The organism is Cytobacillus oceanisediminis (genome assembly GCF_003182355.1).
GTDB lineage: Bacteria > Bacillota > Bacilli > Bacillales > Cytobacillaceae > Cytobacillus > Cytobacillus oceanisediminis_A.
The window spans coordinates 47,035-64,165 of the sequence record NZ_QGTW01000003.1 but is presented as its reverse complement, the minus strand read 5'-3'; the positions used below and the strand labels follow the sequence as shown (position 1 = coordinate 64,165).

Below are 17,131 nucleotides of genomic sequence, written 5' to 3'. Positions count from 1 at the left end.
AGTAATTTTACGGTCATGAAAGTGGTGAAGAGTTTGCAAAATGAGGATTTAAACAAAGGAACATCTGAAACTCCGGATAAAAACAACTCCGGTTTTATCCGCATGAAAAAGTTTCATTTTGTTATGCTGCTGTTTTTTATCGTCTTTTTATCAGCGGGCATTACTACATTTGCCCTTGCATTTGGAGATGAGAAAGCAGTAGATGTAGGAACCAGTGAGAGAAGGGAATTCGATAAGCTTTATACAGCTTATGATACGCTTAAAGCAAACTATTTCCAGGAAGTAGACCAGGAAAACCTTATAAACGGTGCTATCAACGGGATGCTTGAAGCTCTGGATGATCCTTATTCGGATTATATGGATGAGGAGGAAGCGAAAAGCTTCCATCAAAGCATCTCATCCTCTTTTGAGGGAATCGGTGCTGAAATTCAGGAGCAGGAAGGCTATATTGTGATTGTTTCGCCATTAAAAGGCTCCCCAGCAGAGAAAGCAGGACTTAGACCGAATGACAAGGTTCTGTCAGTAGATGGAAAGAGTCTGCAGGGGATGAGTTCAACAGAAGCAGTGATGCTGATCAGAGGTGAAAAAGGCACAAAGGTTGAACTTGCTGTTCAGCGCCCTGGTGTGGATGAACCAATGAATATCTCCATTACGCGCGATACAATCCCGCTTGAAACCGTGTATGGCGAAATGCTGGAGGATGGAATTGCAAAGGTGCAAATTACCACCTTCTCAGAAAATACCTCTAAAGAACTTGTTGAGACTCTGAATGAGCTGCAGCAGCAAGGAATGAAAGGCTTAATCCTTGATTTGAGACAAAATCCAGGCGGCTTGCTGGATCAAGCAGTTAAAATTTCAAGTCTATTCGTGCCTGAAGGTGAAATCTTATTCCAGATTGAGGATCGCAATGGCAACAGAGAAGAAGTTAAATCAACAAAGGAAGAAAACCCTAATATTCCTTTAGTTGTTGTCATCGATAAAGGAAGCGCTAGTGCATCAGAAATTTTGGCCGCAGCTGTCAATGAATCAGCGGATGTTCCGCTTGTTGGGGAAAAATCGTTCGGGAAAGGAACGGTCCAGCGTGCACAGGATTTCTCCGATGGCTCCAACATGAAGTTTACTACAGAAAAATGGCTTACACCTGACGGCAATTGGATTCATAAAAAGGGAATAACTCCTGACCATAAAGTATCCTTGCCGGAATATGCAACATTGCCATTTATTAATCCTGATACAGAATTAAAGCTTTCTTCTTCTTCTAATCAGGTTAAAGCAGCACAGCAAATGCTGAAGGCACTTGGATATAAACCTGGCAGAGAAGATGGTTTCTTCGATGAAAAGACAGAGCAGGCCGTTAAAAAATTCCAGGCTGCTGAAAAACTTGAAGAAACTGGAGTGTTAGCAGGACAGTCTACAATCAAGCTGATGGAAAGACTTCGTGAGAAAATCGACGAAAATGATACACAAATTCAAAAAGCTGCTGATATTTTAAAAAAGCAAATCGATTCTTAATGAAAAAGCTCTCCAATTTTTGGAGGGCTTTTTTTGTATGAAATCATGTATTGCTTCTATAGAAAATGGGTATATAAAGCAATTTTCTTTCCAACAATGATACTATACTTAAACTATGAGCATTAATTCACAGGGGTGACTAACTTGAAGAAAATTTTGATTGTATTTATGCTTGCTGCAGCAATCCTTTCTGGCTGTACTTCTTTCCTCCAAAAAGAAAATTCTAAAGAGCTTTCTGAAAATAGCCAGCCGGAAAATATTTCTGAAGAAATAAATCAGGGTAAGAATCCTTTTAAAATTGCAAATGAAACCAGAAACTTTTTATTAATCGGTGTTGATAGCCGGGGAGAAGAAGATTCCCGTTCTGACGCGATCTTGCTTGCCAGGTATGAGCCTTCAGGAGATACGATCAAATTGGTCTCCCTGATGAGGGACAGCTACGTAAAAATTCCTGACTATTCCTACACCTTTAGCAAGCTTAACCATGCCTACTATATGGGCGGCAAGGAATTATTAAAAGAAACGATTGAAAAAAACTTTGGCGTGCCAATTGACCATACTGCAGTCATTGATTTTCAAGGCTTCATAAAGATGCTGGATGCCATTGCACCAGATGGAATTGAAGTAAACGTAACCTCTGCAATGATTGAGGATATGGGGCTGGAGCTTGAACCAGGGAAACAAAAACTCAAGGGGAGCGATCTATTATCCTATGTCAGGTTTCGACATGACGGGGAAAGTGACTTTGGAAGAGTGGACAGACAGCAGGAAATTTTAATCTCACTGAAGGACCAGGTCATGAACGAATTCTCTTCGCCAGCTGGCATTGCCCGATTTCCGGATGTTGTAAGCCAGGCAATGAAATATGTTGAAACCGATATAAAGCTTGATGAAGCTCTGTCTATCGGTGCCTCCTTCCTGATGAATCCTGTAACTGAAATCGAAACACTGAGAGTCCCTGTTTCAGACAGCTACGAAAATAAAACCTATGAGCATGCAGGAGCGGTTCTTCAAATAAACTTTGAGGAAAATACAGAAGCCCTTAAGCAATTTCTTGAGGCTGAAAAAAAGTAACGAAAAAAGAAATAAAAGGTGGCATTAATAGACGAAAAAACGGATTCCGACAAGTTTATATACAAAAAGATGAGGGAGGTCTGTTTGACAAACAGGCTAAAGGGGAGCTTGCAGGCTCCTCTTTATCTTTTTCTGCAAACAGCAATACCTATCGGATAATGTTTACCTTCTCTTTTAGGTTCAATAAGAACACTTCGCTGATAATAAAATTCCGTGTCCCCATACGGTTCAAACAGCTCAATAAATTCCTCTTCGGTCAGCTGGTGAATATGAAAAGGTTCCCTGGTTGGCTTGCCCCTGCCTGCTCCGAAAGGAGTGGACAAAATAAGGATACCTCCAGGCTTCAGCATTTTAAAAAGATTATCAAGGAATGCTTCTTCAGTTTCAAGATGTTCAATGGTTTCGAAACTTGTTATAACATCAAAAAGCCCAAGATCTTCAAATAGTTTCTCATCTGCTGCGTCTGCTTTCACATATTTGACATGAGGATGATAATGGTGGTGCCTGGCATATTTCAATGTTTCTTCATCAATATCCACAGCAATAATTTCATGTATTTCTTCCTTTTTCGATTTAGCCATAATCTTAGAGCCATAACCCGTACCGCAGGCAATATCGAGGACTCTTCCTTTTGCGTAGTAGAGGGAAAAATAATAACGTGCCAAATGTTCGAGCAGCATGCCATTCGTTATCGGCAATTCCTCTGGAATAATTCTTTCTCCGGTATTTTCCAGCATTTCAATACACCATCCTTAATAAGGTGATTATAACAAATATGCCTTATGGTTTGTACGTACTGATAAAATCATATAAAATGTCTCATTAGACAGGATAGCTATAAAGAGGTGATCCTTTGAAACAAATAGTAGATCTTCATGACCAAACACGGGATAAGATAGCCTATATAGAAGAAGAATGTGAAAAGCTGGCGAAAAAACTTCATAATAAGTATAAACAAGACTTCCAAACTGTAAACGAATATCTTGTTGTAGATCTAGTAAGGAGCATTAAAGGAAGAAGTGCTGCCAATAATGATGTTTTTACATTTGATTATGAATCTTCTCTGGAAGTTGGGATCGAGACGGAAGAAGATTATTTTCCAAACGCCTACATTCCTATTTGGAAATGTAAGCAGGAAATGTTTCAGCCGGTAGGATATTTAACAGATTTAACTATGGATTCGATCGAGAAAAAAATGAAAGTTATGATTGAAGAAATGCTGTCAGAACGTGAAGAAGGGGAAAAACATGAATAAAACAGAAATATTTATACTATCCGGTTTTCTGGGAAGCGGAAAAACCACACTGCTTAAACAGCTGCTGGAAGATGAAAAAAAACAAGGCAGAAAAGTTGCAGTCATGATGAACGAGCTCGGGAAAGTATCAATTGACTCAGACTCGGTGGATGAAGATGTTCCGCTGAAGGAGCTTCTTGACGGCTGCATATGCTGTACGATTTCAGATAAGCTGGAGGCACAGCTTCAGGAACTTCTTACAGTTGAAAAACCGGAAGTCATTTACATTGAAACAACAGGGGCTGCGCATCCGGTTGAAGTTCTCGATAGCATACTTTCACCGCTTTTTGCAGACCGCATGATTGTAAAGGGGATTATATCTGTAGTAGACGGTCCAAGATGGCTTAATCGAAAGTCGTTAAGTCCACAGGTACAGCAGCTATTAATTGAGCAAGTCAGGCATGCAGACTTAATTGTTTTAAATAAGGCTGATGCGCTCACAGAAGCAGAACAAGCCCTGCTCACAATGGAGATACAAGCTTTAAACAGCCATGCATTTAATATATTAACATCATACTCCAAGGTCGCTATGAAGCAGATCAGAGGGATGTCCCCGGGGGAGAAGAAAGATTCAGCCCATTCGCATGTTTTTTCGGATTTAAAGTTAAGCACATATGTTTACCAGTTTCAAAATCCTGTGAACCAGTCTGACTTTGAAGACTTTCTTAAAAGCCTTCCTGATACAGTCTACAGAATTAAAGGATACTTAAAATTGCATCCATCACACTATCCTTTTTTATTTCAGTTCTCTTATGGTATGCCCCTGTATATGCAGGAAAATATCAATATGCCGCTGAATATAGTCTTCATTGGAGAAAATTTGGATTGGGACATAATCGAACAGCAGCTTCTTGCACTTGAGAAAAAGGCAACGGAAAGCCTTTAAAGCTGGACTTTTCTTGCTCTTTGTTTATCGAAAAAGCATCCGGGTATACTTTCATTAAATATGATAAAGGAGATGGTTAAGATGCCATGGTCCAAGAATGATTACCCGGCAGCAATGAAAAATCTAGATCCAGAGGTCCGTGACAAAGCAATTGAAATTGCAAACGCCTTGCTTGAAGACGGATATGAAGATGGAAGAGCCATTCCAATTGCTATAGACAAAGCAAAAGAAACAGTAAAAGACTAAGAAAACCGGCCTTATGCAAATTGGCCGGTTTTTTCGTTTGAAAGATTTAAATTTACGCTTTGAAATCATGGTAAAATGTAGAAAAAGGATAGGCTGGGGAGTGCTATGGTTTTTATAGGATTGGCTGCAGGGTTAATACTGCTGATGGCAGGAATGGTTGGATTGTCTTTATCAGAAGCGGGAAATGAATATGCTATTAGCGGATTGCTTTTACTTATAGGAATGGCTTTGATTGTATATGTTGTTTACTATTACAGGAAGCGTAATAAAGAGAAAAAAGGCAAGGATGATGATTGCTGTGAATTCTCCTTTAGTTATTTGGATTGCCCTGCAAGCTTTCATTCAGGGAAAAGCAAAGGCAGCAGCCTACTTGATTGTGATTCCACTGACTGTGACTGCACGCCGGGGTGCGGAAATTGATTAAAGAATTTTTTAAAGATATGCTATTCCTAAAATTCATGCCCTGCCATCGGAAACCTGAAAGGTCCATGCATTTCCGGGGAAGGCAATTTCCAATTTGTTATCGGTGCATGTTTATACTGGCCGGCTATACGGCAATCATACCGTTTGCCTTTTATGCGGAAGCATTTTCTTCTCCAGCATTCATTATTGGAGGAATTCTCCTCAATATCCCGATGCTTCTGGATGGTTTTACCCAGATTAAAAAGTGGAGAGTCAGCAATAACCTTGTTAGAAGCCTAACAGGGTTACTAAGCGGAGTGGGTATGTCAATCATTATCATTTCGCTTGCTGTTAATTTGGTGCAATTTATTTTTAACATTAGGCTGCTTTAAAGCTCAATGTTGAGTTTATACTTTGCTGATTGGAGCGGAAGGTCCGAATTCTTCGAAGAAGCATTCGCATTTTCCTCGTGCGGTGTTTATTGGAGGAAGCTTATTCAATGTCCTGCGGGAGTGCGGGTCCAAGGGAGACCCCACAGGCTTAATGCTTGAGGAGGCTCCCGGATCGCCCGCGTTCTATGAGCTTCTTGAGCGGAAATCAACAGGTAAAGTTAACAGAGCCTAATATTAACTATTCAATCGTATCTGGTTCAGGTACGATTTTTTTCGGTTCAATGAATGAAGTTAGCAGGATTTTGGGAAACTTCTTTATATAAAGCTGAGCTTAAAAAAATAAAAATGAGTGGAGCTAATGAAAACTTTTAAAGCAATAGTGTTGGCCATCATTATCCTATCTGCGTATGGTTCATCTGTGTTTGCAGAGGAAGAGGGGGTAAGCTTTCAAATTGAAATGCTTCCCTGGGAAAAGGTTAATGGAATTCTGCCGAAATTCAGCAAATTTACGGTTCTGGATGTTGAAACAGGCAAAAAATTTAAAGTCCAAAGGAGAGCAGGGAGCCATCATGCTGATGTGCAGCCATTAACTGCCAAAGAAACGAAGATTATGAAAAGCATTTATGGAGGAAAATGGAGCTGGAAGAGGCGCGCCATTATTGTTATCCATGGTGATCAATGGATTGCTGCTTCCATGCATGGAATGCCTCATGGGGGAGGTGCACTAAAAAATAACTTCCGAGGCCACTTTTGTATACACTTTTATGGCAGTACAACACACCGTACGAATTTTATGGACTTATCGCATAAATTGATGATTTTAAAAGCAGCCGGGAAGCTGGAAGACTATCTTCATGGTGCAAACCCTTATGATGTAATCAGTGCATTTATCGCAGGTTTGAAGCAGCAAGATCCTAAGATAGTAAAACTAATATCCCTTCAAACACTAAATTGGAACAAATTGCTGCCCAAAATAGAGAATGTCAGACTAAGCGCAATGCCAGTTTTTCCTGCTGAAGATTTAACAGAGGAAGTAAGCCTCGAAATACCAGTAGAAATAGATTGGTTTATAAAAGATCAGGGCAGGCAGCATTTTCGAGGCAGCATGTACTTGGTCCGTTTCTCCCCAGCTGACTCATGGAAAGTGGATAATGAACGGTTTTTGCAGGAGAACGATCTCATCTCAAATAAATAAAAGCTTGAGACAAAATCTCAAGCTTTTATTTATTAGTATTCTGAAAAGTGCGAGCTTTTTTATTGCTTCTCACCAAATTTAACAAATGTCCGTTCATCTTCTACTAGTCCGCAGGCAGCGCATTGAACCCTTTTATCAGGGCCCTTATATGGCATGTGAAAAGGGGATAGCTGTTCACTGCTGTACTCCTCGAGCACCTGCCCTGTCAGGGGATCCATCTTGATCGATTGTGGAATCTGCTGAATGATATTAAATCGGCTTCTGTTCGTTTTACAGTTTGGGCACCGGTAAGGTGAACTCATACATTCATTCTCCTTTCTAGCATATTAGCTATATTTTTTGCATTTGCAAATTTATTTATGTAAAAATACATTTATAGATCAATAATATTTCCTGGATTGGAAGGGATGTGTGCATAAAATGGAGCTGAATTTTACTCATTTACTTAATGAATATAGAAAACTCTGGAATAATCGGAAACTTGCTGGAGATGAAGATGCAGAAGCCGTGTTGAAAGAAGCGATCGAAAGAGAACTAAAGGATGAAAATTCCCATCCGAGAGTCCGTAAACCGCTTTATGAAAAGTTTTTCCTTGCAGTAAAAAGAGTAACAGGTTCAAATTTGGACGCTGCTGATAAAAATTCCCTCATTAAATTACATATTGAGATGCTTGAACGTATGAAATAGGAAGTGGGAAGCTTCCTATTTTTTTATAAGTAAGGGTTCCTTTCATTTTAATTGCTGTATGGTTTTAGTCAAAAATTTTGGCAAAACCGTAATCATTAGCTTTTCGTGCAAGATTCAAAGTCCTTTCACATTTATCACACAAAATTAATGTATGATGAAGTTAAGATTGTCTTAAGGAGAAAATGGTATGTTTAAAAAATATTGGTTTTTCGGATTGATTTTGATAACCATCCTTCTTTCTTCTTGTACAGAAAAGAGGCAGCCCTCCCTACCGGAAGATATTTCTTTTGCCGCTACTATCAATTTAAAGGATATGACAGTTTCGTTTGTGGACTTAAAAAAGCTGGCTCTTGCAGAGGAATGGAAAATGGAAAAGCCTTATACAGGGGCACTAATCCTGCCTGACAGGGATACGATTCTCTTTTACGGGAATCAGCTGGAGACGGCTGATTTATATTCCTTAAAAGAAGGGAAAAAGATTGGCAGCTGGGAAACGGGAACCGGGATTGTAAACGGAAAATTGCTTGAGGACAAGACTGAAGTCGCTCTGGTCGACCAGGATCTGAATAAAATACGTTTTTTTAATATAAAAGGGAAAGAACTTAAGCAGATTGAGACTGAAAGCAATCCGCTTACAATCCTTGAGTCAAGGAAAGCCAAAAAGTTATATGTGCTCAGCTTCAATCATGAAAAACTGGCTGTGATCGATCTGCAAACGAAAGAGAAAACAGACGAATTCATTACGCATCCATCTGCTGCCGGCGCCTGGCTAAATGAAGAAAGCAATGAACTATGGATTGGAGGCCATGGGGAAGGAATAGAGATTGAACAGGATATCCATGTTTATGATTCGGAGACCGGAGATTTAAAAAAGACGATCCCGGCTCCGTCCATGCCGATCAATTTTCTTGAAAAAGATAGCCATGTATATGTTTTAAGCCATGGGTCAAACATGTTATATAAAATAAAAGAATCAGGTGAGTTGGCTGCTTCTGTTTCAATCGCAGCCAATCCTTTTGAAATGGCTATTGCTGAAGGGAAATTATTGGTTGCCGGATATGACAGCAATGATGTCCATATCCTGGACCCTCAAAATTTAAAATCGCTGAAAACGATAAAGGTAGGGGAAGGACCCTTCAAAATTGTTTTAAGGGAGAGAATGAAATGAGCTTGCTAAACATCCTCATTATTGATGATGAAGCAGATATGAGGCATCTAATTGAAATGTACCTGGGGAATTCCGGGTTTCAATGCTATACAGCAGAAAACGGAAGTGAAGGGTATAACATTCTTGAAAATACATCAATCGATTTAATCATTCTTGATATCATGATGCCAGAAGAAGATGGATTTGAGGTCTGCTCAAGAATCAGGGAGAAATCCGATATACCTATTATTTTTCTATCGGCTAAAGGAGAGGAATGGGATAAAGTTAAGGCCCTTCAGCTAGGGGGCGATGATTTTATTGTTAAACCCTTCAGTCCGGGTGAACTTATTGCCAGAATGAATGCTGTTCTCCGGAGAACAGGCGGGGTAAAAATGGAACCAGGTTCTCTGCAAATTGGAAAAATTACAGTTGAGAAGAAGGCGAGGAAAGTATTAGTAGAAGGAAAGAAGATTGCACTGACTCTGAAAGAATTTGAACTTCTCCTGTTTTTTATCGAACATAAAAACCATGCATTAAGCAGGGAACAGCTTCTAGAGCGGGTATGGGGCATCGATTACACAGGCAGTTTAAGAACGGTTGATACACATATAAAAACATTAAGAATGAAATTGGGTGTTGGCGACTATATCCAGACTGTCTGGGGAGTAGGCTATAAATTTGAGGTACCAATTGAATGAGGTTTCTGACTAATAGTCTCGCCAAAAAAATGTGGCTCACTGTAACAGCTGCTATTTTAATTACCATCCTTTATTCCTATTTTTTATCTTATCTTTTTTATGAAAAAATTTATGTTGAAAATGTTGAGGAGTCCCTGCTCGCTGAAGGGGAACGCCTGGCTTTGGAGTACCAGGGCGGCCCTTTGACAGATGATCTCAGGGAGAAAGTTGACTGGTATAATTCCAAATCGGAAACAGAAGTTTTTATCGTCAGCAATCCTAGGGAGTTAAGTGCCTGTTTGCCTTTTGAAATAGATTATCAGACTTTGATAGGGAAGGAAGAGCGGGAAGAGCTCCTTAAAGGCAATGCTGTACAAAAATTGGGCTATGAAGAAAGGTTCGACCGCAAAATCATGGGTGTGATCATCCCGCTGCTGGATGAAAATAGGCTCCAGGGCATTCTTTATTTATATTTGCCTCTTGCAAAGATTTCGGAAATAACCCAAGGCTTTGCGTATCTGTGGTTCATTGCAGCCATGATATTTACAGTGGTCAGTATGGTTTTGGGAACTATACTCGTCAAAAAACTTACCAAGCCGCTGCTGGATATGAAGGATGCTGCAGAGCACGTATCCCAGGGACACTATGACGTGAACCTGGCAATTGATTCTAAAGATGAGATTGGGCAGCTGGCCCATGCTTTTAACCATATGTCTTCTTCTATACAAAAAGAGGACGAACGGAAAAGAGATTTTCTGGCAAATGTTTCACATGAGCTCAGAACTCCCATCAGCTATGTTAAAGGCTATAGCGATGCTCTTATGTCTGACATGGTCCAATCAGATGAAGAAAGAAATAATTATTTAAGGCTCATTCATAGAGAGGCCGGAAGAATGGAACGCCTTGTCGGGGATTTGCTTGATTTGTCCAAACTTGAATCAGATGAATACAAACTGGAGAAAATGCCTCTGCCTCTTGCACAGCTAATAGAAGATGCCTTAGAAAAATACAAACCTTTTATTCAGGAAAAAGGGCTTGAGCTTCATTATGATTTAGATCCCGACATTATCATTAATGGAGACGAAGGCAGAATTGAACAGATTATCCAAAATATTATGGATAACTCACTTCGTTACACAGAAAAAGGAGAGATTAGAATCCGCTTATATCAAATTAAGGAAAAATGCTGGATCGACATAGAAGACACTGGAATAGGCATTCCTGAAGAGCATTTAAACAAAATCAAGCAAAGATTTTATAGAGTGAATAAAGGGCGTACGAGATCAGATGGAGGTACAGGCCTGGGGCTTGCTATCTCAGAAAAACTTGTGAAACTCCATCAAGGCGAATTAATTGTATTAAGTGAAGTTAATAAGGGAACAACGGTAAGGATTATGCTTCCTGTCCTTGAAATGGAATACAACAATTAACACGTATATATAAAGGAGATTTATAATGAAAAGAATAAAAAAACGTAGTTTGCTCCCAATGCTGTTGCTGTTATTTGGTTTAGCAGCATGCAGTGATAATGATGCTGTCGAGGAAGAGCCGCAATTTCTTGAAGTAGAATTATCTATTAACCCGGACAAAGCAGAAGTAAATGAACCGGTAGTTTTTGAAGCAAAGGTTACTTACGCCGAGGAAGAAGTGACAGATGCAGATGAAGTTAAGTTTGAAATCTGGAGAGCAAATGATGAAGAGCATGAGAAAATTCTTGTTGAAGACGCTGAAAATGGAGTGTACCGTCTTGAAAAAAGCTTTGCAGAAGAAGGAACCTACTATATATACTCCCATGTAACTGCACGGAGAATGCATAATATGCCAAAAAAAGAGTTTATCATTGGGAAGCCTAGTGAACCTGAAGAAGATCAAGCAAAATCAGAATTGGAAAATAAGGAAGATACCGAAGAACATAGCAGCCACTAAAAAAGCAGCCACTGGCTGTTTTTTATATTCTAGGTATAATTACCCTTTTTTCGTGATCCTGACGTTCATTTTTGTTACATCGCTGTAATAAACGTAAAAATAACCACGACCCTAAAAACCTGTCAACAGCAATCTTTTAGTATATAAATGGCATTGTTTTAAGAGGATTTCCACCATAGTGAAAAATACCCATCCATACCTCTACCCGTTTTTATAGGACTATAAACCTTTTAAAATAAGGATTTACGATACTTTTATAGTTTTTATATTCTTGTAATTTTCTAATAAAGAAGCTGAATTTGGCTAATTGTAAAATACACCCAGAAATATTACGAAAAACCCTGTGATATGATGATGTTGCAAGTCACACGGAACAACAAAAGAAAACATACAACAGGGAGGATTTTAATAGATGAATAAGAAATTGATTTTTTCAGTAGCAGCTGCAGCAGCATTATTAGTATCTAACCCTGCAGCAAATAAAGCAGATGCAGCAGAGCCTGTACAAGTTCAATCAAAGGTATTTTACTATCAAACTGGCAACTTAAGCCAAGAACAAATCAATAGTATTCTTCAAAAATATTTAAAAAACTACAATATTAATTGGGGAAATGCTCAAGTAAATAAAGAAGAAGCACAAAAGCCGAAAGCGCCTGTACAAGAGCCGGCTAAAGCACAAGAACCTGCAAAAGCCCCAGCTCAACAGCCTGCTAAAGCACAAGAACCTGCAAAAGCTCCAGCTCAACAGCCTGCGCAACAGCAGCAGGCACCAGCTGAGAAGCCAAAAGCAGCAGCACCGGCAACTTCTGAAGTAAGTGCATTTGAACAAAAAGTGTTCGAATTAACAAACCAGGAACGCGCTAAAGCAGGCGTACCTGCACTTAAACTAGATGTTGAACTAAGCAAAGTGGCACGTGAAAAGTCACGTGATATGAATGCTAAAAACTACTTCAGCCATACAAGCCCAACTTACGGTTCACCATTTGATATGATGAAGCAATTCGGCATTTCTTACCGCACTGCTGGTGAAAACATTGCAATGGGCCAGCGTTCACCTGAAGAAGTTGTAAATGCATGGATGAACAGTGAAGGCCACCGTAAAAACATTATGAATGCAAGTTTCACACACCTTGGTGTGGGCCATGTTGCAGACGGCAACTACTGGACACAAATGTTTATCGGAAAATAATATAGGATTTCTCAAAAAAGGCAGCCTGACAAGGCTGTCTTTTTGTATTTTATCTGCCATAACTGTATATTATACTTGTCTATTTAATGTATGTATTTACTTCGTGAAAGGAACATTATTTAGAAGACATTACATTAGAAATGACAGGTGATTTTAAGTGGAAATACGAAAAGGTACAGAACAGGACCTGGGAAAAATTATGGATATCGTTAAACAAACAGTTGATATCATGGAATCTGAGGATAATGACCAATGGAATCGGACATACCCAAAGGATCAAGATTTTTTAACCGATATTAAAGCAGGAACATTATATACTGCTGTCCTGAATGGAAGTGTCACTGGTTCCATTACAGTTGACCAAAATCAGGCTGAAGAATATAAAGGTGCCGGGTGGAGAAAGGATGCGTCATGCTATGTATTCCACCGCCTGGCAGTGGATCCTGAAATTAGGGGAGAGGGAATTGCCAGCAAGCTTATTGAATTTGCTGAAAGTTATGCTGTCAGCCAAGGTGTTCCTTACATGAGAACGGATACTTACTCACTTAATAAAAAGGCACAAAGCTTGTTTGAAAAAAACAAATATACAAAAGTTGGCACCATTTACATGGACAGGGACAATCCGTTTTATTGCTATGATAAATTTTTGAGCTAGCTCGCTCCATTATTCTTCATATAAATAGGCACCTTTTCACCCCCATCGTTCTGGATTGGAAGGGTGATCGAAAGAATTCCATGGCTGAACGAGGTTTCAATGCGGCTTTTATCAATAGGAAAAGGGATAGTCAGCTTCTTTTCAAAAGTTCTGCTCGGCCTTTCCTTTAAAAAGTAGCGGAAATGATTCTGAAATGAGCTGCATTTTCCTTTAATAATAAGGTCATCTTGTATAAGGGTTACTTTTATGTCGTCTTTCTCCACTCCTGGAAGTTCTGCTTCAATAATAATCCTTCCGCCGGCTTCATACATATCACAGCGGGGATAAACTTCTTGGGTGGAAAGGAAAGTATTGATTTTTCCTTTTTCAAGGCCTGAAAAGGAACGCCTTTTGTTTAAATCCGAACTTTCCGGCGCCAGAAACCCTTTCCAGAAATCTTGATCTTGATACTGGGCCGACAATTTAATCAATTCTGTCCATTTTTCCATGTCCATGATTGTTCTCCTTTCTTAACAGAGATGTTAAAGGATTTCGGTTACGTCTATTTCTGAATATTGCATATCTACGTTTTTCGGTATTTTAATCTCCAGAAATCCATCCTTAAAGTGGGCAGTTGAACCTTTTCTTTTTACAATGGCCGGGAGGGTAATGATATGCTTATCATCCTTCTCAGGAATATGTTCAATAATCATTTGATTTGAGGTATGGTAAAGCTTCATATCTTTGAGCCAATCTTCCTTTTTAATGGGCATTCTAATATATACATGATCATGGGTTTCAAATACGGAGGAATCCAATGCTGAAGGATTTGGCTGTTTTTGGCCAGCCGCAGCTGTATTAAATTCTTTCATAAAATCCGGGGTGCCGGACATCCCTTGCATATTTTGAGGGAACATTTGCCCCATGATATTTTGGACATATTTATCTATCTCTTCCGGTTTCATCTGTTGCATCATATTCTTCATATCTTTATTAAATGGAAAAAGATTCCACGGGAACATCCTTCTCATCCTTTCCTTGCAATACTGCTGACAAGGCTCAGCCAGGCATTTAAAGTCATTTTATACTATGCTGAAAAGAGCCTATCCGTTAAGAATTTTCACTGCAAAAGCTTGCCTATCCCTTAAAAATTTAAATGGCAGGAAGGAAAAACTTCTTATTATTTGCATAAATACAGCGTAGTTACTAGTATATTGTTAATGGCGTATATAAAATTTTAAAAAAATTGAGGGGTAATTTTGTGAGAGATAAAGCAGCTTTAATCACGGGAGGAGCAACAGGGATTGGTAAAAGAACGGCGATTGCACTCGCTGAAAATGGTGTCCATCTGGTGATCAATTACCGTAGCAGTCAAAAGGAAGCTGTCTCATTATGCAAAGAACTGACCGAGAAGTATGGAACAAAAAATATAGCTATTCAAGGAGATATTACCATATCTTCGGATTGTGAAAAGATGGCTGAGGCTGCACTTAGCGAGTTTCCCGCAATTGATATTTTAATACATAATGCCGGCCCATACGTCCATGAACGAAAAGAGATGGCAGATTATACTTTTGAACAATGGAATTACCTTATAAATGGGAATCTGAATGCAGTTTTTTATTTATCAAAGCTGCTTCTTCCGAAGATGAGGGAAAACAAGTGGGGGCGTATCGTTACTATTGGTTTTGATAGGGTGGAAGCAGCGTCAGGCTGGATTTACCGCTCTGCTTTTGCGGCAGCTAAAACGGGTGCAGCTTCATTAACAAAATCAATTGCGCTAGAAGAAGCCGGCAATGGAATAACCGCAAATATGGTGTGCCCCGGCGATATTATAGGAGAATGGAAGGAAAAAAACATTGAAGACATAACTACAGTTGAAGACAGCGCCTCGCCTGTGGGCAGGCCTGGAACAGGGGAGGATATCGCAAGGGTAATCAGTTTTCTGGCGGATGAAAAATCAGGTTTTATTACAGGCAGCATCATTCCAGTTACAGGCGGGAAAGACGTTTTGGGAAAAATATATCAGGAATAACAAAAGCCATCGCTAAAACACGATGGCTTTTGTTTTCCTTTTGGCTCTGTTAAAGCTTATTCTTGATATTGGAAAGGAAAACCGAGATCCTCGAATTGCTTCGCATTTCCTTCGTACGGTGATGATCCAAGGATGTTTAGTCTAAAGGAGACCCTACAGGCGCTGGGAGCAGAGGAAGCTCCCGGACCGCCCACTGGAGTGGAAATGAACAGGCAAGTTTAACAGAACTTTCTTCTAAGAGTTCTTCTGTAAACCGGCAGGGAATTTCCTTTTTTGAATATAAATAAGGCGGCTTGTTAATGTGATGGCACCTGCAGCCAGTCCGGTAATTAAACCGATCCAATAGCCATATGCTCCCCAGCTTGTATAATTGGCAAGATAATAGCCGAAAGGAAGCCCGATCACCCAGTAGGAAATAAGTGACATAATAAAAGTAACATTTACATCCTTGTAGCCGCGCAAGGCCCCTTGGACTGGTGCCTGTATGGCATCGGAAAGCTGGAAGAACAATGCGTAAATCAGGAAATGTGCCGTCAGTTTTAAAACATTAGCATCTTTTGTATAGATGGAAGCCACTTCTTCCGGAAAAAGCAGAAGGATGGCGGCGCATACCAATGCCATTAAAACAGCTATGACCACTCCTATCCAGCTGTACTCTTTCGCATCCCCATACCTTGCAGCCCCGACTTCAAAACCTACTACAATCGTTAAAGCCATTGAGATGCTAAGTGGAATCATATATAGCAAAGAAGCAAAATTCAGTGCAATTTGATGGGCGGCAATTACCTTTGTTTCAAAATTGCTCATTAATAGAGTAACGGCAGAAAAAATGCTCGTTTCGAAAAAGATCGATAAACCAATAGGGATCCCGATCAAAAGAATTTCCTTCCATTTTGCCAAAGAAACTGCATGAAGTTTCCGGAATACTCCATAAGATGAAAAAGGAGTATGTTTATGAATAATATAAAAAGAGATAAGGGTAATCAGCCAATAGGTAATTGCAGAAGCAAAACCAGCTCCAGCGCCGCCCAGTTCTGGAAAGCCAAACTTTCCGTAAATGAATAAATAATTAAAAACCACGTTGATAGGCAGGGATATGAGTGTGATGATCATGCTTACCCGTGTCTTTCCGAGAGCATCGATAAAAGATCTTAACACATTGTATGCAAATAGGGGAATCAATCCAGTGCTTAAAGCTGCCAGGTAATCAAATGCAGTTTCGTGTACCCGGCTTTCCAGGCTCATCCCGTTTAAAATGGGCGTTAATGAAAATGCACCTGCTGCAAAAACAATGAGAGCCATAATAACTGACAAATAGACACCCTGTATGACGGAAAAAGCAACATTACCCTGTTTCTTTGCCCCGACCAAATGCGAAACGATCGGCGTAACAGCCAGAAGGATACCGCTCAGCCCAGTAAAAACAGGAACCCAAAGGGAAGAGCCAATGGCTACTCCTGCCAAATCATCTGAACTGTAGCGTCCTGTCATCAATGTATCAATAAAAGTCATTGAATACATGGCAAGCTGTGTAATAAGAATAGGAATTAAAATGAATAAAAGCTGTCGCAGTTTTTCTTTTTTGTTGTATGTCTGATCCATGAAATTTTCCTCTTTCTGTGAAGTGACGAAAGAATTATAACATAGAAAGTGGGAGCAGGCTTATTTTTATCTTTTTTGTATAGATAGGTCTTAACCTCTGTTCTATCATTAGACTGCTGATTCTATTCCCAAACTTCACAATTAGATTGCTAAAATTCAAAAAAAAAAAGCGCCCCAAACAATTGGGACACTTTCATTATTCTATGGAATAGGGAATTTGAAGCTTATTCAAT

Annotated in this window: 21 protein-coding genes; 16 read left to right on the top strand and 5 right to left on the bottom strand. The window is 39.6% G+C overall.

What is annotated here, in order from left to right; translation table 11 throughout:
* Positions 1 to 15: 15 nt before the first annotated feature.
* Positions 16 to 1,512 (top strand): S41 family peptidase, encoded by a 1,497-nt coding sequence (locus tag DFO73_RS07040; RefSeq protein WP_110064077.1) that lies wholly within the window; start codon positions 16 to 18, stop codon positions 1,510 to 1,512.
* Between the two features lie 135 nt (positions 1,513 to 1,647).
* Positions 1,648 to 2,586, top strand: coding sequence for an LCP family protein (locus DFO73_RS07035; protein ID WP_375137307.1), 939 nt, complete (start codon positions 1,648 to 1,650; stop codon positions 2,584 to 2,586).
* 122 nt (positions 2,587 to 2,708) lie between these two features.
* Here DFO73_RS07035 and DFO73_RS07030 read toward each other — a convergent pair whose 3' ends face one another.
* Entirely contained in the window at positions 2,709 to 3,323 is a 615-nt protein-coding gene (locus DFO73_RS07030; protein ID WP_110064075.1) for a class I SAM-dependent methyltransferase, read from the bottom strand.
* A 116-nt stretch (positions 3,324 to 3,439) separates the two neighbouring features.
* On the opposite strand from DFO73_RS07030, the gene DFO73_RS07025 reads away from it, so the two are divergent.
* From DFO73_RS07025 to DFO73_RS07000, 6 genes are all read left to right on the top strand, one after another.
* Positions 3,440 to 3,841: a hypothetical protein gene (locus tag DFO73_RS07025; RefSeq protein ID WP_110064074.1), complete on the top strand. Its 402-nt coding sequence runs from the start codon at positions 3,440 to 3,442 to the stop codon at positions 3,839 to 3,841.
* Complete coding sequence (locus tag DFO73_RS07020; protein WP_110064073.1) at positions 3,834 to 4,766, top strand: CobW family GTP-binding protein; 933 nt, start codon at positions 3,834 to 3,836, stop codon at positions 4,764 to 4,766. The genes DFO73_RS07025 and DFO73_RS07020 overlap by 8 nt, the downstream gene beginning before the upstream one ends.
* Before the next feature lie 81 nt (positions 4,767 to 4,847).
* Positions 4,848 to 5,012 carry a hypothetical protein gene (locus tag DFO73_RS28505; RefSeq protein WP_181395949.1) on the top strand — a complete coding sequence of 55 codons (165 nt, stop codon included), beginning with the start codon at positions 4,848 to 4,850 and terminating at the stop codon, positions 5,010 to 5,012.
* 105 nt (positions 5,013 to 5,117) lie between these two features.
* Positions 5,118 to 5,432: a hypothetical protein gene (locus tag DFO73_RS07015; RefSeq protein ID WP_110064072.1), complete on the top strand. Its 315-nt coding sequence runs from the start codon at positions 5,118 to 5,120 to the stop codon at positions 5,430 to 5,432.
* Positions 5,429 to 5,806, top strand: a complete 378-nt coding sequence (locus tag DFO73_RS07010) for a DUF2085 domain-containing protein (protein WP_110064071.1) — start codon at positions 5,429 to 5,431, stop codon at positions 5,804 to 5,806. The genes DFO73_RS07015 and DFO73_RS07010 overlap by 4 nt, the downstream gene beginning before the upstream one ends.
* A gap of 358 nt (positions 5,807 to 6,164) precedes the next feature.
* Positions 6,165 to 7,001, top strand: a complete 837-nt coding sequence (locus DFO73_RS07000) for a hypothetical protein (protein ID WP_110064069.1) — start codon at positions 6,165 to 6,167, stop codon at positions 6,999 to 7,001.
* A gap of 59 nt (positions 7,002 to 7,060) precedes the next feature.
* On the opposite strand, the gene DFO73_RS06995 is transcribed toward DFO73_RS07000, so the two are convergent.
* On the bottom strand, positions 7,061 to 7,303 hold the full coding sequence (locus tag DFO73_RS06995) for a DNA alkylation repair protein (RefSeq protein WP_110064068.1): 243 nt from the start codon (positions 7,301 to 7,303) through the stop codon (positions 7,061 to 7,063).
* A 118-nt stretch (positions 7,304 to 7,421) separates the two neighbouring features.
* Between DFO73_RS06995 and DFO73_RS06990 the strand changes: the two genes are divergently transcribed.
* The 7 genes from DFO73_RS06990 (at position 7,422) to DFO73_RS06960 (ending at position 13,282) form a co-directional block, all read left to right on the top strand.
* Positions 7,422 to 7,688, top strand: coding sequence for a hypothetical protein (locus DFO73_RS06990; RefSeq protein ID WP_110064431.1), 267 nt, complete (start codon positions 7,422 to 7,424; stop codon positions 7,686 to 7,688).
* Positions 7,689 to 7,875: 187 nt separating this feature from the next.
* The gene (locus DFO73_RS06985) at positions 7,876 to 8,856 is read left to right on the top strand and encodes a YncE family protein (protein WP_110064067.1); all 981 of its coding nucleotides are present in this window, start codon (positions 7,876 to 7,878) and stop codon (positions 8,854 to 8,856) included.
* On the top strand, positions 8,853 to 9,533 hold the full coding sequence (locus DFO73_RS06980; RefSeq protein WP_181395948.1) for a response regulator transcription factor: 681 nt from the start codon (positions 8,853 to 8,855) through the stop codon (positions 9,531 to 9,533). Before DFO73_RS06985 ends, DFO73_RS06980 begins: the two co-directional genes overlap by 4 nt.
* Complete coding sequence (locus DFO73_RS06975) at positions 9,530 to 10,942, top strand: sensor histidine kinase (RefSeq protein WP_110064066.1); 1,413 nt, start codon at positions 9,530 to 9,532, stop codon at positions 10,940 to 10,942. Before DFO73_RS06980 ends, DFO73_RS06975 begins: the two co-directional genes overlap by 4 nt.
* 25 nt (positions 10,943 to 10,967) lie before the next feature.
* Positions 10,968 to 11,438 (top strand): FixH family protein, encoded by a 471-nt coding sequence (locus DFO73_RS06970; protein WP_110064065.1) that lies wholly within the window; start codon positions 10,968 to 10,970, stop codon positions 11,436 to 11,438.
* A 412-nt stretch (positions 11,439 to 11,850) separates the two neighbouring features.
* Positions 11,851 to 12,627, top strand: a complete 777-nt coding sequence (locus DFO73_RS06965) for a CAP domain-containing protein (protein ID WP_110064064.1) — start codon at positions 11,851 to 11,853, stop codon at positions 12,625 to 12,627.
* A gap of 157 nt (positions 12,628 to 12,784) precedes the next feature.
* Positions 12,785 to 13,282 (top strand): GNAT family N-acetyltransferase, encoded by a 498-nt coding sequence (locus tag DFO73_RS06960; RefSeq protein ID WP_110064063.1) that lies wholly within the window; start codon positions 12,785 to 12,787, stop codon positions 13,280 to 13,282.
* On the opposite strand, the gene DFO73_RS06955 is transcribed toward DFO73_RS06960, so the two are convergent.
* Positions 13,279 to 13,776 (bottom strand): Hsp20/alpha crystallin family protein, encoded by a 498-nt coding sequence (locus DFO73_RS06955; protein ID WP_110064062.1) that lies wholly within the window; start codon positions 13,774 to 13,776, stop codon positions 13,279 to 13,281. The two genes, DFO73_RS06960 and DFO73_RS06955, sit on opposite strands and share 4 nt — an antisense overlap.
* Positions 13,777 to 13,803: 27 nt before the next feature.
* Complete coding sequence (locus tag DFO73_RS06950) at positions 13,804 to 14,283, bottom strand: Hsp20/alpha crystallin family protein (RefSeq protein WP_110064061.1); 480 nt, start codon at positions 14,281 to 14,283, stop codon at positions 13,804 to 13,806.
* 239 nt (positions 14,284 to 14,522) lie between these two features.
* Here DFO73_RS06950 and DFO73_RS06945 point away from each other — a divergent pair, with 239 nt between their 5' ends.
* The gene (locus tag DFO73_RS06945; protein WP_110064060.1) at positions 14,523 to 15,296 is read left to right on the top strand and encodes an SDR family oxidoreductase; all 774 of its coding nucleotides are present in this window, start codon (positions 14,523 to 14,525) and stop codon (positions 15,294 to 15,296) included.
* Between the two features lie 234 nt (positions 15,297 to 15,530).
* Here DFO73_RS06945 and DFO73_RS06940 read toward each other — a convergent pair whose 3' ends face one another.
* Positions 15,531 to 16,898 (bottom strand): MATE family efflux transporter, encoded by a 1,368-nt coding sequence (locus DFO73_RS06940; RefSeq protein WP_110064059.1) that lies wholly within the window; start codon positions 16,896 to 16,898, stop codon positions 15,531 to 15,533.
* Between the last annotated feature and the right edge of the window lie 233 nt (positions 16,899 to 17,131).

What these genes read in the sequence shown, in the direction of transcription:
- DFO73_RS06950 (WP_110064061.1), bottom strand. Translation starts at nt 14,283, where the DNA reads ATGTTCCCGTGGAATCTTTTTCCATTTAATAAAGATATGAAGAATATG.
- DFO73_RS06965 (WP_110064064.1), top strand. Translation starts at nt 11,851, where the DNA reads ATGAATAAGAAATTGATTTTTTCAGTAGCAGCTGCAGCAGCATTATTA.
- DFO73_RS28505 (WP_181395949.1), top strand. Translation starts at nt 4,848, where the DNA reads ATGCCATGGTCCAAGAATGATTACCCGGCAGCAATGAAAAATCTAGAT.
- DFO73_RS06940 (WP_110064059.1), bottom strand. Translation starts at nt 16,898, where the DNA reads ATGGATCAGACATACAACAAAAAAGAAAAACTGCGACAGCTTTTATTC.
- DFO73_RS07040 (WP_110064077.1), top strand. Translation starts at nt 16, where the DNA reads ATGAAAGTGGTGAAGAGTTTGCAAAATGAGGATTTAAACAAAGGAACA.
- DFO73_RS07030 (WP_110064075.1), bottom strand. Translation starts at nt 3,323, where the DNA reads ATGCTGGAAAATACCGGAGAAAGAATTATTCCAGAGGAATTGCCGATA.
- DFO73_RS07000 (WP_110064069.1), top strand. Translation starts at nt 6,165, where the DNA reads ATGAAAACTTTTAAAGCAATAGTGTTGGCCATCATTATCCTATCTGCG.
- DFO73_RS07020 (WP_110064073.1), top strand. Translation starts at nt 3,834, where the DNA reads ATGAATAAAACAGAAATATTTATACTATCCGGTTTTCTGGGAAGCGGA.
- DFO73_RS06985 (WP_110064067.1), top strand. Translation starts at nt 7,876, where the DNA reads ATGTTTAAAAAATATTGGTTTTTCGGATTGATTTTGATAACCATCCTT.
- DFO73_RS06990 (WP_110064431.1), top strand. Translation starts at nt 7,422, where the DNA reads ATGGAGCTGAATTTTACTCATTTACTTAATGAATATAGAAAACTCTGG.
- DFO73_RS07015 (WP_110064072.1), top strand. Translation starts at nt 5,118, where the DNA reads ATGGTTTTTATAGGATTGGCTGCAGGGTTAATACTGCTGATGGCAGGA.
- DFO73_RS06970 (WP_110064065.1), top strand. Translation starts at nt 10,968, where the DNA reads ATGAAAAGAATAAAAAAACGTAGTTTGCTCCCAATGCTGTTGCTGTTA.
- DFO73_RS06980 (WP_181395948.1), top strand. Translation starts at nt 8,853, where the DNA reads ATGAGCTTGCTAAACATCCTCATTATTGATGATGAAGCAGATATGAGG.
- DFO73_RS06955 (WP_110064062.1), bottom strand. Translation starts at nt 13,776, where the DNA reads ATGGACATGGAAAAATGGACAGAATTGATTAAATTGTCGGCCCAGTAT.
- DFO73_RS06995 (WP_110064068.1), bottom strand. Translation starts at nt 7,303, where the DNA reads ATGAGTTCACCTTACCGGTGCCCAAACTGTAAAACGAACAGAAGCCGA.
- DFO73_RS06975 (WP_110064066.1), top strand. Translation starts at nt 9,530, where the DNA reads ATGAGGTTTCTGACTAATAGTCTCGCCAAAAAAATGTGGCTCACTGTA.